Below are 15532 nucleotides of genomic sequence, written 5' to 3' on the forward strand. Positions count from 1 at the left end.
CGGTCACGCCAGGTAAAGCGTCAGGCCCTGAGCTTCATAGGGTTGCAGCAGGGCACGCGGCGTACTGGCCAATGCGACGATCGCGCTGACGTGTGCCAGCTCCACCACCTGGTAGGGCGACGCGGTGTTGAGCTTTTCCGAGGTGGCCAGCACGATGGTTTCTGCGGCCGCGTGACACAACGCGCGCTTGACCACTGCCTCTTCATAATCGCCGGTAGACAGGCCGGCATTCGGGTGCACGCTGCACACCCCCATGAAATACAGGTCGGCATTGACCCGGCCGATGGCCTCCAGCGTGGCCGCCCCCACCCCCACCAGTGAGTGGCGAAACAGCCGCCCGCCGAGCATGATCACTTCAATCTGCGGATGATCCACCAGGGCCATGGCAATCGACGGGCTGTGGGTGACCACGGTGGCATTCAGGTCCGCCGGCAAGTGATGGGCCAGTTGCAGGCACGTGGTACCGCCATCGATAAACACCACCTGGCCGGGCTGCACAAGTTGCGCAGCCGTCCGGCCAATGGCGATTTTTTCCTCGGGTACCAAGTGTTCCCGTACCGAAAAATCAGCCATCGCGGGGGATGCCGGCAAGGCGCCGCCGTGCACCCGCAGCAGCAAACCTTCCTTGGCCATTTCCCGCAGGTCACGCCGTATCGTGTCCTCGGAAACCTCCAGTGCCTGGCTCAACTCCTTGGCAATCAGCCGGCCGTCGCGGTGCAGCGTATCCAGCAGGTGTTGTTTACGTTGTTGGGTCAGCATCGGAAGCTTCCTGCACGTTTTTTCTTGACTGTGCACGATTTTGCACGACATGCTGAATAACACAAGACAAAAAGGTCCTGCCATGGAAAACAGTCCCGTCCGCATCCACGCCGAAGAACTGCTCTCGGATAATTGGTATGTGCTGAAAAAGTACACCTTTGACCTGCGCCGCCGCGACGGCAGTTGGCAGTCCCAGACCCGGGAGATCTATGACCGGGGCAATGGCGCGACGATCCTGCTGTACAACCGCGAGCGGCGCACGGTGTTGCTGATTCGCCAGTTCCGCATGCCTACCTACGTTAACGGCTACCACGGTTACCTGATCGAGTCTGCCGCCGGCCTGCTGGACAACGCCAGCCCCGAGGAACGCATTCGCCTGGAGGCGGAAGAAGAGACGGGCTACCGTGTGGGCCATGTAGAAAAGATCTATTCGGCCTTCATGAGCCCGGGCTCGGTGACCGAGCGCATTCACTTTTTCATCGGCGAATATCAGCCTGGCGACCGAGTCAGTGATGGCGGCGGGCTGGAGGATGAAGGTGAGGATATCGAAGTGCTGGAGTTGGGATTCGAGGAGGCCCTGGCCATGGTGGACAGTGCCGAGATCGTCGACGGCAAGACCATCATGTTGTTGCAGTACCTTGAATTGCGGATGTTGAAAGAGGGCTGGTGATGTCGCGTCGGTTATCGCTTGCGCTGGCGGTGTTGCTGGCGGGATGCAGTGGTGTGAGCGCTGCGCAAACACCCGTCGGTGATGGTGGTGTTCCCGCGTTCTATACCTGGGCGGACAAGGTGCCCGCGTCACCCGGGCGGATGCTGCGCAGCGAGCCGTTGACCGAAAAGCAAAGCCTGGCCGAGGCGGGGCAGAATATTCGCATCCTGTACACGTCCACCGACGGTCTCGATACCCATAAACGGATTGTCGTTTCCGGTGCGCTGTTCCTGCCCAAGGGCACACCGCCGCCGGGTGGCTGGCCCCTGATGGCGTGGGCCCACGGCACGGTGGGGAGTGCCGATATCTGCGCGCCGTCGTTCGCCGGTCGCAGCCCGCGGGATACGCGCTATCTCAATTATTGGCTGGCTCAGGGCTACGCGATTGTCGCTACCGATTACCAGGGGCTTGGGACGCCTGGCCTGCATCCGTATGGGCTGACCAGTCCGCTGGCCTATGGGGTGCTCGACAGCATTCGCGCGGTAGGGGCGGGTGGTTTCGAACTCTCCAAACGTGTGGTGGTGTTTGGGCAGTCACAGGGTGGCCGTGCTGCGTTTGCCACGGCGGTCTATGCGAAAGACTATGCGCCCGAGTTGGATATCGTGGGGGTGGTGGCGACCGGTACGCCTTACGCGGCCACCCATAAAACGGGAGACAGTGCCGAGTTGGAAAAGGCCCGCAGTTCGGTGGTGCCGACCTTTGCCTATAACTTGCTGCGGCTGAGTACTGTCACGTTGTTTGATCCTGGGTTTGTGGCTGCGGATTACTTGAGCGAGCGTGCAGTGCCTGCGTTTGAGAGCAGCCGGCGGGATTGTTTGCATGCCATTGAGCAGCGGGTGATGGCTGATGGGCTCAGCTTCAATGACAGTTTCAAGCGGTCGCCGAAAGAGGCGCTCGACAAGGTTTATCGTGAGTCGGCGTATCCGACATTGAAGACGGATATTCCGGTTTTTGTCGGTACGGGGGGGCGGGATCAGGATGTGTTTGTGCCGGGGCAAAAGGCGCTGGTCAGGGATGCGTGCAAGGTCGGGGACCGGATTGAATGGCATTTTTATCCTGAGCTGGATCACTCCGCTACGGTCAATGGTTCGCTCGTGGACTCGACGCCGTTTGTGCGTAAGGCGTTTGCGGGGGAGGTGATTGGTGGGAATTGTGGGGGGTAGCTTTTTTGGGGGGTATATCCGTTATTTGGGTAACGGCGACTTATGGTTTCGCTCTTACAGCGAGTCACTTTGGAAAAGCCGGAATGCCGGCCCAACCCAAAGTAAGTAAAGGGAGCTGCCTCCGCCGCTTTATGTGGGAGCGGGCTTGCTCGCGAAAAACCTGAGAGCGCCACGTTGAATCAGGATACCCACGTCATCGTTAACGACCTTCGCGAGCAAGCCCGCTCCCACATTTGGACCGTGTCCGCCTTTGATTTTGCGGTTGCTTCACCCCACTCAAGTCGGCTGGTAGGCCGCTGTGAGAGCGCAACCCGATAGCGGCCATAACCGCAGCAACGGATATGCCCCCAACCCCATCACCCCAATTTCACATTCATAATAATCCGCGCGGTAAACACCAATTTCCCCTCCGCATCCAGCATCTCCACCGGCACCACCTTGTCACCCGCCGTTTGCCAGTCGATACCTTCGCCATTGGCCGTCGCCGTCACGCTGCTCTTGGCCTTGGCCAGATACTCCACCGTCATCCCCTTGGGAATCCACCGCGCACCCGCCGGCACGGAAACGTCCGTCATGGTACCCGCCGCCAACTCCGCAGCGTTGCACATGGCAATGGCATGCACGGTGCCCAGGTGGTTGGTGATGGCCTTGCTGAACGGCACTTCCACCGAGGCAAACCCCGGACGCAACTGGGTCATCAACGGATTGATGGTGCTGAAGTAGGGCGCCATCTGGCACGCCAGTTTGCTGAACGCTTCGGGGCCAACGCTGTTGAACATGCTCAGGGCCTGACTCATGGTGCTGCCTCGCTGATTAAATGAATTTTACGGAATATTGTTCCGTTACAGAATAATGTTCTGTAACGGAACAGTATTCTGCCCATGGGAAATCTGTCAAGCTGCCCGGGCTTGTTCTTCTTCACTGACTGAGTTCCTGTTCAGCATGCAAACCCCGGATCTGCTTCAGCGTTGCTTCCCTGGCCGAAGGGCCGAATTGAAACGCGATATCTTCAAGGCAGCCCTGGACCTGTTCAACGAGCAGGGCCTTGAAGCCACCACTATCGAGATGATCCGCGCGCGCTGCGATACCAGCGTCGGCGCCATTTATCATCACTTCGGCAACAAGGAAGGCCTGGTCGCCGCGCTGTTTTTTACCGCGCTGGAGGATCAGGCCGAATTGCGTGGGCGCTACCTTGAATCGGCCAAAACGGCGAAGGAGGGGGTGTACGCACTGGTCCACAGCTATGTCGATTGGGTGGACAGCGAACCGCAGTGGGCGCGCTTCCAGTACCACGCGCATTTCGCGGTGACCAAGGGCCCGTTCGCCGCTGAACTGGAAAGCCGCAACCAGGCGCGCAACGCGTTGCTGAAGGAGTGGATGGTGCTGCCTGGACGGGGTGATCAGCTCAGCCAGGTGCCCGCCGAACTCTTGCCATCACTGATCATCGGCCAGGCCGACAGCTACTGCCGTGCCTGGCTGGCCGGGCGCTCGGCCAGCAGCCCTCGGGTGTACCGGGAAACCCTGGCCGAGGCAGCGTGGCGCTCGGTGGGTGGCGCTTAGGGCGTCGCGTGCATCACGCACAGGGTGCGGGCGTTATCGCCACCCGATAGCGCTCGTCAAAATCATCCGCCAACTGTGCCAGCGTCACCTCTCCCAAACGCTGCAGCAGCAACGCCTGGGCATCGTCAAACGCCTGGTTCAGCGCCGCATTGACGGCCTGTTCCACCAGGCATTGCGGATGATCGGTGGACAGGCCGACGGCAAAGATCGACGACGTGCCAAGGGCATTGTGGATGTCCAGCAGGGTGATTTCACTCAGCGGCTTGCCCAGCATCCAGCCGCCCTGATGGCCTTTTTCCGAACGCACATAACCTTTCTCCTTGAGCAGGCCCAGGGTGCGGCGTACCACCACCGCGTTGGTACCAAGCATCTGCGCGATGGTCTCCGAGGTGGCGCGTTCCTCGTGGCGGCCCATGTGGATCAGCACATGGAGCATGCGCGAAAGCCGGGTGTCGTTTCTCATCTGCAAGCCTCTGGAGTTCCTGCCCGAAAGTATCGTTCGTAACGATTGGAGTTGCGAGACGCTTGACGAGGTATTTTTATGTAACTTATGGTGTGTCGTGAGTGCCCGGCAACCGATGCAAGGGCCACCAGAGAGGTCATCTTCATGGTTTACGACGTTATTATCGTCGGCGGCAGCTACGCCGGAATGTCTGCCGGGCTGCAACTGGCGCGGGCTCGGCGCAAGGTGCTGGTGGTTGACGCCGGGCAGCGGCGCAACCGGTTTGCGGCCACGTCCCACGGTTTCCTCAGCCAGGATGGCCAGCCGCCGGAGCTGATCGCTGCCGAAGGGCGAGGGCAGTTGATGGAATATCCGACGGTGACCTGGGTGCAGGACACCGCCGTTGAAGCGACTCGAAACCAGGATGGCTTCGTGGTGCGAACCCGTTGCAAGGGTGAGTTCAACGCTAAGCGCTTGATTCTCGCTACCGGCGTGGTGGATGAGTTACCCGAGGTCGAGGGGTTGAAGGAGCGCTGGGGCAAGCATGTGTTCCATTGCCCGTATTGCCACGGCTATGAACTGGATCAAGGCCGCATCGGCGTGCTGGCGACGTCGCCGCTGGCCATGCATCACGCGATGCTGCTGCCGGACTGGGGCACCACCACGCTGTTTACCAACGGCGCATTTGTGCCGGATGCCGAGCAGCAGGCGCAACTGGATCGGCGTGGGGTCAGCGTCGAAAGCTCTGCGGTGCGGCGGATTGTCGGTGAGCGGGCGGATGTGGAATTGACAGACGGGCGGATGATCGCGCTGGACGGTATTTTCACCCTGTCCCGTACGCGCATGGCCAGCCCATTGGCTGAGCAGTTGGGCTGTGAGTTTGTCGAAGGGCCGACCGGGCCCTACCTGCTGACCAACGAGACGCGCCAGACCACCGTGCCCGGTGTGTTTGCCTGCGGCGATGCCAACCTGGCCGGCGGCTCGGTGGCGCTGGCGGTCGGCGAGGGTGTGCGCGCCGGGGTGGGCGCGCACTTTTCGATGATCTTCAGCTGAGGTCAGCGCACCAGGCACGGCCGCTTGTTATCGAACGTCCAGCCCGGAATCATGAACTGCATCGCCACGCTGTCATTGCGCGCACCCAGGCCCATGCCTTTGTACAGTTCATGGGCGTGGGCCACGGCGTCCATGTCGATGTCCACGCCCAGGCCCGGTTTGGCCGGCACCTTGATATGGCCGTCGACAATCTTCAGCGGAGCCTTGGTCAGCCGCTGGCCGTCCTGCCAGATCCAGTGGGTGTCGATGGCCGTGATTTCCCCCGGCGCGGCGGCGGCCACCTGGGTGAACATCGCCAGGGAAATGTCGAAGTGATTATTGGAGTGCGAGCCCCAGGTCAGGCCCCATTCGTGGCACATCTGCGCCACGCGCACCGAGCCCTGCATGGTCCAGAAGTGCGGGTCGGCCAGGGGAATATCCACGGACTGCAACTGGATCGCATGCCCCATTTCCCGCCAGTCGGTGGCGATCATGTTGGTGGCGGTGGGCAGCCCGGTGGCACGGCGGAATTCGGCCATGACTTCGCGCCCGGAGTAACCGTTTTCCGCGCCGCAAGGGTCTTCGGCATAGGCCAGCACATGATGCTGGTCGCGGCACAGGGCGATGGCTTCTTTGAGTGACCAGGCGCCGTTGGGGTCCAGGGTAATGCGCGCATCGGGGAAGCGTTCGGCCAGTGCAGTCACCGCCTCGATTTCGTCGCCGCCGCGCAGTACGCCGCCTTTGAGCTTGAAGTCATTGAAGCCGTACTGCGCCTTGGCCGCCTCTGCCAGACGCACGATGGCTTCGGGCGTCATGGCCTGTTCATGACGCAGGCGGAACCAGTCTTCGGCATCGTCTTCACTGCGATAGGCCAGGTCGGTCTGCTGGCGATCACCGATGTAGAACAGGTAGCCGAGCATCTTCACCGCGTCGCGCTGCTGGCCTTCGCCGAGAAGGGCCGCCACCGGGACTTCGAGGAATTGGCCGAGCAAATCCAGGAGTGCCGCTTCCATCGCCGTGACGGCATGGATGGTGATGCGCAGGTCAAACGTCTGCAAACCCCGGCCCGCCGAATCCCGCGCAGCGAAGGTCTGGCGCATGGCATTGAGGATGCTCTGGTACTGGCCGATGGGCTTGCCGATCACCAGGCTGCGGGCGTCTTCCAGGGTCTCGCGGATGCGTTCCCCGCCGGGTACCTCACCGACGCCGGTACGGCCGGCGCTGTCGGTAAGGATCACGATATTGCGCGTGAAAAACGGCCCGTGGGCGCCGCTGAGGTTGAGCAGCATGCTGTCGTGGCCGGCCACCGGGATGACTTGCAGGCCGGTAACGACCGGGGCGCTGTTGGCGTGGTGCTGGTGTTCTGTGTTCATCGTGTAGTCCTTATTTGCTCAAGACGGGTGCGGGTTGCAGCACGCTGCTGGTGGTCGGGCCGGGCAGTGTCCTGGCGAAAAACACCAGGATGGCCGCAAGGATCGAAGTGCCCGCCAGGCCATACAAACCGCCCTGGATCGAGCCGGTGGTCTGTTCCAGGAAACCAAAGGTGGTGGGCGCGACAAACCCGCCGAGGTTGCCGATGGAGTTGATCAATGCGATCACCGCTGCGGCGATGCGTGCATCCAGGTAACCCTGGGGAATCGGCCAGAACAGCGAGGACGCCGACTTGAAGCCGATCGCCGCGAAGCAGATGGCGATAAAGGCAAAGATCGGCCCGCCGGTCGTGGAGAGGAACATGCCGACGGCGGCGATCAACAGTGCCGCAGCGACCCATGCTTGTTGGAACTTGAATTTGCCTGCCAGTGCCGCGAAGGCGTACATCGCGATGATCGAGATCAACCACGGGATGGAGTTGTAGAAACCCACCTGGATGTCGCTCAGGTCGCCCATCTTTTTGATGATGCTCGGCAACCAGAAAGTGGCGGCATAGATCGTCAGCTGGATGCAGAAATACAGGGCGCAGAACAGCATGATCTGACGGTCCTTGAGCAGCTTGCCCAGGGTCGGCTTGACCGTGGTGGCGGCGTCACGCTCGCGCTGTTCGCGGTCGATCTCGCCCACCAGCGCATCCTTTTCTTCAAGGCTGAGCCACTTGGCGTCGTGGGGTTTGGAGTCCAGCCAGAACCACACGAAAAAGCACAGCAGCACCGACGCCATGCCTTCGATGATGTACATCCACTGCCAGCCATGCAGGCCCAGCCCGGTGATTTGCAGCAGCACGCCGGACAAGGGGCCGGAGATCAGCGAGGCGAGGGCCGAGCCGCTGAGGAAGATTGCAATCGCCTTGCCGCGTTCGACGCCGGGCAACCAGCGGGTGAAGTAGTAGATCACCCCGGGAAAGAAGCCCGCTTCGGCCACGCCCAGCAGAAAGCGCAGGATGTAGAAGTGGGTTTCGTTCTGGATAAAGGCCATCAATGTGGCGGTGATGCCCCAGGTGAACATGATGCGAGTCAGCCAGATGCGCGCGCCGACTTTTTGCAGGAGCATGTTGGACGGCACTTCGAACAGCGCGTAGCCGATGAAAAACAACCCGGCGCCGAAGCCGTAGGCGGCCGCACCAATGCCCAGGTCGTGCTCCATATGGGTACGCACAAAGCCGATGTTGACGCGGTCGATGTAGTTGACGATGAACATGATCACGAACAGTGGGAGCACATGGCTCTTCACCTTCTTGATCGCGCGGGCCAGGACCGGGTCGGTGGCAGGCGCAGCTGTCGCAGGGCTGGAAGGGGTCACGGGTCAAACTCCCACTGATTATTGTTGTGCGGGGACGTATTTGGGTTGTCAGAGATGTCTGACAACTTGATAGACATCATACAACTGCAATTTCAGAGATGGCAACCCTCTGTAGGAGCGAGCTTGCTCGCGAAAATCGTCAACGATTACGAGGTTTGGTGCAATGTTTGCGCTGCGACGGGTTTTTTCGCGAGCAGGCTCGCTCCTACAGGTATTTGTTTGTTGTCATACAAGTTGGCTCGTCTAAGAATGCTAGTATTGCCAGGCGCCCCAGAACGGAATTCCTGATGCAAAACCCCAGCTCGGCACCTCATCGCAAGCGCTCCCCGGGCCTTGCCCACGACATCGTCACCGCGCTGACCCAGCAGATTCTCCTGGGGCAGATGGCGCCGGGTGAAAAGCTGCCGTCGGAGTCGGCCATCGTGGGCGAGTACGGCGTCAGCCGCACGGTGGTGCGCGAAGCGCTTTCCAAATTGCAGGCCGCCGGGCTGGTGGAAACCCGCCACGGTGTCGGCACCTTTGTGCTGGAGCGCGACGAGCGCCACGGCCTGCACCTGACCCACGACACCGCCGCCAGCGTGCGCGGCATTCTTGAACTGCGCATGGGCCTGGAAACCCAGGCAGCCGCCCTGGCAGCCTTGCGCCGTACCGATGAACAACTGCAGCAGATGCGCCAGGCACTGGATGATTACCAGGACTCGCTGGCCAACAACGACAGTGCCGTTGAGCCTGACGTGCGCTTCCATCGCCTGATCGCCCAGGCCACCGGCAATACCTATTTCACCGACGTGATTTATCACCTGGGCCACTCGGTAATCCCACGCACCCGGATCAATGCCGAGGAACGCGGCGACGCGGACCTGATGGCGCTGGGGCGCCTGGCGAACCTTGAGCACGAGGCGATCCTGAAAGCCATCCGCCGCCAGGACCCGGACGCGGCCCGGGCCGCCATGCTGTTGCACTTGAGCAACAGCCTGGAGCGGATGACAGGAGAGTAGGCGGGGCTATTTGCTGTCCAGGAAGTCCAGCAGCGCGGCATTGAACAGCGTCGGGTCCTGCAGGAATGCGAAGTGGCTGGTGTTCGGCAGAATCAGCAGGCCCGCTCCCGGAATGGTCGCCGCGATGTATTCGGTGTGTTCTCGCTTGATCGCCTCATCGTGGTCGCCGTCGACAATCAGGATCGGAGTCTTGATGGACGCCAGTTGCGCGTCGGTCCAGTTGGGTTGGCTGGCCCACATATGGCTGATCTGCTCGACGAAGGCGTCGTACTCTTTTGGCGTCGGCGAGTGCCTGGCGTACTCCTGGCCGGCGCGTTCGATGAAGGCGGCGAAGGTCGGGTTTTTCTCTACGCCATCCTTGACCCCGGACGTCTGGGTGTTGGCGGCAAAGGCGAACACCTTGCCGATACGGTCGGGGTGGCGCAGGGCGAGATCTATACCGATGATTGCGCCGTCGCTCCAGCCGACGATATCGGCGCGGGGGATTTTCAGACTGTCGAGTACGGCGACCACGTCATCGGCCATCAAGTCGTAACCGAAGGGGTTCTCGTCCCGGGAACTGCGCCCGTGGCCACGGCTGTCGAGGCTGATGACCGTGTGTTTGGCGGCCAGCGCCTTGACCTGGTTGCCCCAGTAATCGGAATTGGACAGGCCACCGTGCAGCAGGATGACCGGCGAACCATGCCCGGTCTTGGTGTAGTAGACCTTGATGCCATTGACGGCGGCATAGCCGGTCTTGGCCCCCGCAATCGGCGCCGGGGTGGGCGGAAGGGTTTCCCAGCGTTCCGCGGCCTGAACCCCGGAGAGGGACAGCAACAGGCAGGCAGCTGCCAATAAGCGACGTGACATGACGATTCCTTTTTTGTGAGCAGGTTGAGGTCATCCGGCCAGATGTGCGCTCGACTCTAGCACCGTGCCTACCTTGGGAAACACGCATTTTTTCCTATCAAAAACGCCCTTTGGAAAGAGAAAAATACAGTTATATCAATGGAATAAATTTGTCTTTTGCAGCGGGTGGGCTAAGGGTTTCAACTGATGGTTTTTTCGGTCATTCCCGGCAGGGGCATTTTCTTCAATACCGCGATCCGTCCTCCCCTTAAGGTTCAGCTCATACCTGCACAACAACAAGGAACTGCAATGAGCTTGATCATTTCCATGGCCGCTTTTGCTTTGGCCACCTCCATCACGCCGGGACCGGTGAATGTGGTGGCCATCAGTTCGGGGGCGCGCTTTGGGTTTGCCGCCAGTCAAAAGCACGTGGCTGGAGCCGCGTTGGGATTCACCTTGCTGCTGGTGCTGATTGGCCTGGGGCTGCATGAGGTGCTGGTGCGCTGGCCGCTGCTGACCCAACTGATTCAATGGGGCGGGGTGGCGTTCCTGTTGTACATGGCCTGGAAGCTGGCAGTGGACGATGGGCGCCTGGACGCTGAAGGCACGGCCGCGGCGCCGTCGATGCTCTATGGGGCGATCATGCAATGGCTCAACCCCAAGGCCTGGCTGGCGTGTGTGGCAGGCATGGGGCTGTTTGTCGCCGATGGCGATGCGCAGCAAGTCTGGCTGTTTGCGACGATCTACCTGGTAATTTGCTACTTGTCGGTGGCGTGCTGGGCGTACGCCGGGACGTTCCTGCGCCGCTACCTGAGCAATCCCCAGGGCATGCGCCTGTTCAATCGCTCGATGGCCGCCTTGTTGGTGGCCAGCGTGGGGTATCTGCTGCTGGCCTGATTCAGCCGCGATATTGCCCGGGCGTCGCCGCCAGGTGCTGTTTGAACGTGCGCTGGAAATGCGCCTGATCAGAAAAGCCGGCCGCCAGTGCGACGTCGGCGATCAACTGGCCGCTGCGCAACTGGGTGCGGGCAAACTGAATACGGCGATTGACCAGGAATGCGTGGGGCGTCATGCCGTAATACTGCTTGAACGCACGAATCAGGTACGACGGCGACAGTTCAGCCGCCTGGCAAATGTCTTCGAGCTTCAGGGCCTCGGTGCAATGTTCGCGGATATAGTCGGCGGCCCGCTCCAGCTTGTGATTGACCTCGCGCACCGGGGTCTCCGACGGGTTGAGGCGTTGTTGCACCTCGGTGAAAAAACTCACCACCGCACTCTGCTTGTGCAGGTGTTCGGCGTGGTTGTCCACCAGCACCTCATACAGCTCGTTCAGCCCGCGGTACAGCGCGACATCCGTGGTGTGGGTGGCGGTGAACGGTCGAAAATCCTGGTCCTTGCTGAAACCCAACTGGTGCTGCAGGTCGGTCAGCCAGGCCGTATCGATATACAGCATGTGATAGGACCAGGGCAGATCATCAATGGGGTTGCAGGCGTGGACATCCCCGGGATTCATCAAGACCACGGTGCCGGTGCTGATCTTGAAGGTCGATGCCCCATGGATGTACAGGCTCTGCCCGGCCGTGATCGCGCCGATGGAAAAGTGCTCGTGGGCGTGGCGGGTGTAGCAGACCTTCCGCCCGTCGGCGATGGTGCGAGCCTCAATGAACGGCAGGCGTTCGTCGCGCCAGAAGGACGGGGCAGTCGGTTCGAGGGGCGATCGCATCACTACAAGCCTCACCGGGAAACAATGCAGTGAATGATTACACAGAAACCGGCCTGCAACGTTTCATTTCATGGTTTCGGGTTCCATTCTGCGCAGGAAGCCGATCCGCGGATCTACGCCGTTGATGGCGTCTGCCAGGGAAAGGGGTTGCTTCGCCGCCGCTCGCGCCTCATCGGCGCCTACCAGCAAGTGCTGGTCAATCACGATGCTGGCAATGGCCAGGCTGCGTGGCGAGGTGAAGGTGTTGGGTACCACAGGGCCCGGCCCATAGACGGCAGGCAGCTCGGCAAAACGTTGGGCAATGACCGTCGCGTGTTGCTGCCCGTTGGGAATGGTGCCGCGCGCGTACGCTGACCAATCGATCGGCAGCGGGCTGCCTTGGGTATTGCCGGTGCGCAGGGCCTGTTCGAATATTTGCAGGGTCAGGCCCGGTAATGGGGCAACCTTCAGTTGCTTTGGGAGAAATTCGTAGAAGCGCTTGTCGCCGGCGTACCTGCACAACACCAGCACCCCGAATCTCCCGATGCCCGATGTCTGCCCGCCAGCACTGGTGCGTGACGTTTGCAGGCGATGGAATTCCAGGCTGCCATATTCCATGCCTTTACGGCTAAGCAGGGGCAGTTGTGACATCCAATACACGATCGACTGTAGCAGCGCGGCGCGCACCGCCGTGTAGCGCTTCTCGAACTCGGCCGCGAAAGTGGAATGGATTGACCCCAACTCATCGAACCGTGACGCCATGCTGGCGAAATCAACGTCCTTGAGGGTCGAGCGCCATTGCGTTGTGCCTTTGGTCAGCTTGCCTGCCATGTGCAACTGAACCAGGGAAACGGCGGTATTGGCGGCGATATCCGGCTCCGAGCGGTTACCAGGCCTGGCCTGCCATTGTATGACCATTCGCTCCAGATCGGTGCTACCGGCAAACACCCGCTGAAGATCCTGCAAGGCTATTTCATACAGGCTGGTATGCCCGTTCTTCTTCAACTCGGAACTGATCTGCAACTGGTTGAGCTGCTCGTTCAACGCGGCAATGGCGCGATTCTTCTGCGTGGTACTGTGCCCATCAACGTTTTTGGCCAGTACTCCGTTGGCCACGGCCCAGTCGACGATCGGCAGACTGCCTCGGCGAACCCGGCGGGAGGGCATGATGAAGTAGATCACCGCCATGAAGTCGGTGAAGCGCATGGCCCGTGATGCACCCGGTGTTTCAGCTTCGATCAGGTCCACGTATTGCTTGAAATGTACCCAGGTATGGGAACTCATGTACGACACCTCATCAGGGATGTCCCGCACCAGGAATTCCGGGGCGATGCCCGCCAGCAACAGGTGCGCGGCCATGGGTACGGCGCTGGTGCGCAGGACCTTGAACTGGACCATGGCTTCTACGGCGTTACGGACTTCATGGAAGGTCAGGCCCCAGTTGTAGGAATCGGTCAGGTCATAGCCGGCGACAGTGGCCCGCTGCTTACCAGCATTCGCGTCCAGGCTGAGAATCAGTGCGGCAAACAACAGTGCGTTTCTGCTGGCACGGGTGTTTGCAGCGCTGGCGTGTTCACCGTACCAGCCCACGGTTTCCGATAGCCGCGCGGCCAGTGCCTGGGCCGGGGGCGATGCCAATAGTTGGTGCAGCAGCAGATCAGCCTCGGCGCGCACCTGGTCACGGTTTTTTTCGCCGACGATTGTTTCGCTCAGGTAGTCGAACAGTTTTACGTCCTGGTTGGGCAGGAAGGCGGCGACGGTCTGCAGCACCTGTTTGCGTTGCGCCGCCAGCAGTGGCATCACCTGCAATGCCCGCCAGTAGTTGCCGTGGCGTGGCTGTTTGGTTGTCGGGATGCGCAGGATGCGTGCCGTGGCATGGGCTTCGTCACGGGTAGCCGGTAGCGCCATCTGGTAGAGGTTGAGTAACTGGCGCAAGCTGACCTGGCCATTGGTGCTGATGCGCCCGCCGGATTGGCGGGCCAGTTCCAACAGGGGTTCGGCCATCGAGGTCAGGCTTGAAAGCGGTGTGTCCGCACGGGTGAGTACCTTGGGCGCATCGTCCAGCGCGTAACCACTGAGTTCGCCGTCCGCGTTCAGTACATACACCCGGGCAAGGTTGAATTGGCGGGTGGCGCTCACGCGTTGAAAGGCCGATTCCTGGCGCAAACCTGCGAGCAGTTGCGCCCCTTTGTCCACCAGAGTGGCAAAGGGCGAGTCAGCCGCCAGGTTGAACGTCATGTCCAGGGTGCTAGTGAGCTGCGTATCGAGGGTGATCGACTTGAGTGCTGCTTGCATGGTGTAACGGTCATTGAGGACTGCGATATGGCGCATGTGTTTGCTGACGGCCACCAACGAGTGGGCGGCCGAGCTGACATAGGGAAACGTCGCTGCGCTGGTGGCGCGCAGTTGTTCCACCAGGACCTGAACGTCCCCTGCACTGGCAGGACGGGGTAGCCGATACACCGTCATCAGCGCGGCCAGGCTGAGGCTGGCGTCCGGCAATATGTCGGTATGGGCGAGATTGGCCAGGCGCTCCAGCTCATCCCATTGCTGATTCAGCGCTGAGTTGTTGGAGCGATCCAGAGGTGAGGTATTGGCCTCGCGGCCGTCGGTCACGGCGATCACTACTTTTTGGTCGACGGAATAGCGGTAAGTGGGGGCAGCGCCTTGACTGGCAGGGTTGAGGCTCGCGAACTCTTCTCCCTGCGTCACGGCGTAAAGCAGCTGTGCCGCGTACTTTAAGGTGCTCGACAACATTGAGTCCGAGTCCAGCGTGCATCGTTGCAGGTAGAGCTGCAGCCAATCGAAAGGCGGGCTGCCGTTTGTACTTTGTTCCAGGAGCGTCTGCAGCGCATCGGCCAGTTGTTGGTAATCCCGCTGCTCTTCGGTCAAGCGCTTGCGCAGGGTGGATTTGAGCCGCCCGCTTTCATCGACACCGGGCAGCGTGTCGAGGGTATGGATCTCTTCGAGAATCACCTGAGCCTGCAAATGATTGGTCGGTACCGGGTAGCCATAGAAGGGCAATACCAGGTTCAGAGGCAGTGTCCTCGAATGAGGTTCGACGAGGTTTTCCATGAATGGCAAGCCGGCGTTGACCGTATCGATAATCTGCACCACCTCCAGGATCGGATTCGCGACGCGCCACCAATCAGAGTCTTTGTCCAGGGTGAAGGTGTACGGTGTTTTGACCGTGCCTTCCAGGATCGTGGCCTGCAGATCGCCGCCCCGAAACACCAGGCTCGCCAGTTCCAGGTCATGGCGTGAGGCCCACTCACGGAAGGCCGGGCGGCCGATGGCGTCGCAGAAGAGCCGCACCCAGCGACCGAGCATGGTATTTTCCGGCACGCTGATCAAGATGGGGTCGGTTGCCGGGGTGGTGCCTTGGGCAACCAGTCTGATCAAACCGGCGATCAGTTCGGCGATCAGCACTTGATCGTCCTTGAGGCGCAATGCCTGGTGCTTGATCAGGTCCAGGGCGGAGGGAGAAATATTCTTCAACAGGTGGGACAGAAAGGGTAAGTCATCCATGGCGTTCAGGCTCTGTGCAAGGTCGCCCACGTGCTATGGGCGACCGGAGCCTGCATCGTCGGATGGGCCGGGCCAGAA

At 60.9% G+C, this 15532-nt stretch carries 14 protein-coding genes; 6 read left to right on the forward strand and 8 right to left on the reverse strand.

Annotation, left to right across the window (positions count from 1 at the left end; translation table 11 throughout):
- Nucleotides 1–3 precede the first annotated feature (3 nt).
- The gene (locus ACIOMR_RS00685; protein ID WP_102606259.1) at nt 4–759 is read right to left on the reverse strand and encodes a DeoR/GlpR family DNA-binding transcription regulator; all 756 of its coding nucleotides are present in this window, start codon (nt 757–759) and stop codon (nt 4–6) included.
- An 82-nt stretch (nt 760–841) separates the two neighbouring features.
- Between ACIOMR_RS00685 and nudK the strand changes: the two genes are divergently transcribed.
- On the forward strand, nt 842–1429 hold the full coding sequence (gene nudK, locus ACIOMR_RS00690; RefSeq protein WP_087692406.1) for a GDP-mannose pyrophosphatase NudK: 588 nt from the start codon (nt 842–844) through the stop codon (nt 1427–1429).
- Nucleotides 1429–2631 carry a lipase family protein gene (locus tag ACIOMR_RS00695; protein ID WP_173883053.1) on the forward strand — a complete coding sequence of 401 codons (1203 nt, stop codon included), beginning with the start codon at nt 1429–1431 and terminating at the stop codon, nt 2629–2631. The genes nudK and ACIOMR_RS00695 overlap by 1 nt, the downstream gene beginning before the upstream one ends.
- A gap of 356 nt (nt 2632–2987) precedes the next feature.
- On the opposite strand, the gene ACIOMR_RS00700 is transcribed toward ACIOMR_RS00695, so the two are convergent.
- A complete protein-coding gene (locus ACIOMR_RS00700) occupies nt 2988–3428 on the reverse strand; it encodes a hotdog fold domain-containing protein (RefSeq protein WP_008435232.1) in 441 nt (146 codons plus the stop codon).
- Between the two features lie 145 nt (nt 3429–3573).
- On the opposite strand from ACIOMR_RS00700, the gene ACIOMR_RS00705 reads away from it, so the two are divergent.
- Nucleotides 3574–4191: a TetR/AcrR family transcriptional regulator gene (locus ACIOMR_RS00705; RefSeq protein WP_032899370.1), complete on the forward strand. Its 618-nt coding sequence runs from the start codon at nt 3574–3576 to the stop codon at nt 4189–4191.
- Nucleotides 4192–4204: 13 nt separating this feature from the next.
- On the opposite strand, the gene ACIOMR_RS00710 is transcribed toward ACIOMR_RS00705, so the two are convergent.
- The gene (locus tag ACIOMR_RS00710; RefSeq protein WP_008435227.1) at nt 4205–4654 is read right to left on the reverse strand and encodes an Rrf2 family transcriptional regulator; all 450 of its coding nucleotides are present in this window, start codon (nt 4652–4654) and stop codon (nt 4205–4207) included.
- Between the two features lie 144 nt (nt 4655–4798).
- On the opposite strand from ACIOMR_RS00710, the gene ACIOMR_RS00715 reads away from it, so the two are divergent.
- Nucleotides 4799–5686 (forward strand): NAD(P)/FAD-dependent oxidoreductase, encoded by an 888-nt coding sequence (locus ACIOMR_RS00715; RefSeq protein ID WP_401191649.1) that lies wholly within the window; start codon nt 4799–4801, stop codon nt 5684–5686.
- A gap of 2 nt (nt 5687–5688) precedes the next feature.
- Here the strand turns inward: ACIOMR_RS00715 and gudD are convergent, their stop codons facing one another.
- Together gudD and ACIOMR_RS00725 are read right to left on the reverse strand one after the other, a co-directional pair.
- Complete coding sequence (gudD, locus tag ACIOMR_RS00720) at nt 5689–7038, reverse strand: glucarate dehydratase (RefSeq protein WP_003207434.1); 1350 nt, start codon at nt 7036–7038, stop codon at nt 5689–5691.
- 10 nt (nt 7039–7048) lie between these two features.
- Nucleotides 7049–8398: an MFS transporter gene (locus ACIOMR_RS00725; protein WP_008435222.1), complete on the reverse strand. Its 1350-nt coding sequence runs from the start codon at nt 8396–8398 to the stop codon at nt 7049–7051.
- A 287-nt stretch (nt 8399–8685) separates the two neighbouring features.
- Between ACIOMR_RS00725 and ACIOMR_RS00730 the strand changes: the two genes are divergently transcribed.
- The gene (locus ACIOMR_RS00730) at nt 8686–9396 is read left to right on the forward strand and encodes a FadR/GntR family transcriptional regulator (RefSeq protein WP_003207438.1); all 711 of its coding nucleotides are present in this window, start codon (nt 8686–8688) and stop codon (nt 9394–9396) included.
- A gap of 6 nt (nt 9397–9402) precedes the next feature.
- Here the strand turns inward: ACIOMR_RS00730 and ACIOMR_RS00735 are convergent, their stop codons facing one another.
- On the reverse strand, nt 9403–10245 hold the full coding sequence (locus ACIOMR_RS00735) for an alpha/beta fold hydrolase (protein WP_134326405.1): 843 nt from the start codon (nt 10243–10245) through the stop codon (nt 9403–9405).
- Nucleotides 10246–10533: 288 nt separating this feature from the next.
- On the opposite strand from ACIOMR_RS00735, the gene ACIOMR_RS00740 reads away from it, so the two are divergent.
- Nucleotides 10534–11121: a LysE family translocator gene (locus ACIOMR_RS00740; RefSeq protein ID WP_003207442.1), complete on the forward strand. Its 588-nt coding sequence runs from the start codon at nt 10534–10536 to the stop codon at nt 11119–11121.
- A 1-nt stretch (nt 11122) separates the two neighbouring features.
- On the opposite strand, the gene ACIOMR_RS00745 is transcribed toward ACIOMR_RS00740, so the two are convergent.
- Nucleotides 11123–11947: an AraC family transcriptional regulator gene (locus ACIOMR_RS00745; RefSeq protein WP_003207444.1), complete on the reverse strand. Its 825-nt coding sequence runs from the start codon at nt 11945–11947 to the stop codon at nt 11123–11125.
- Between the two features lie 63 nt (nt 11948–12010).
- A complete protein-coding gene (locus ACIOMR_RS00750; protein WP_214498876.1) occupies nt 12011–15454 on the reverse strand; it encodes a hypothetical protein in 3444 nt (1147 codons plus the stop codon).
- Nucleotides 15455–15532: the final 78 nt, after the last annotated feature.

Source organism: Pseudomonas sp. NPDC087814, from assembly GCF_044742865.1.
Classification (GTDB): domain Bacteria; phylum Pseudomonadota; class Gammaproteobacteria; order Pseudomonadales; family Pseudomonadaceae; genus Aquipseudomonas.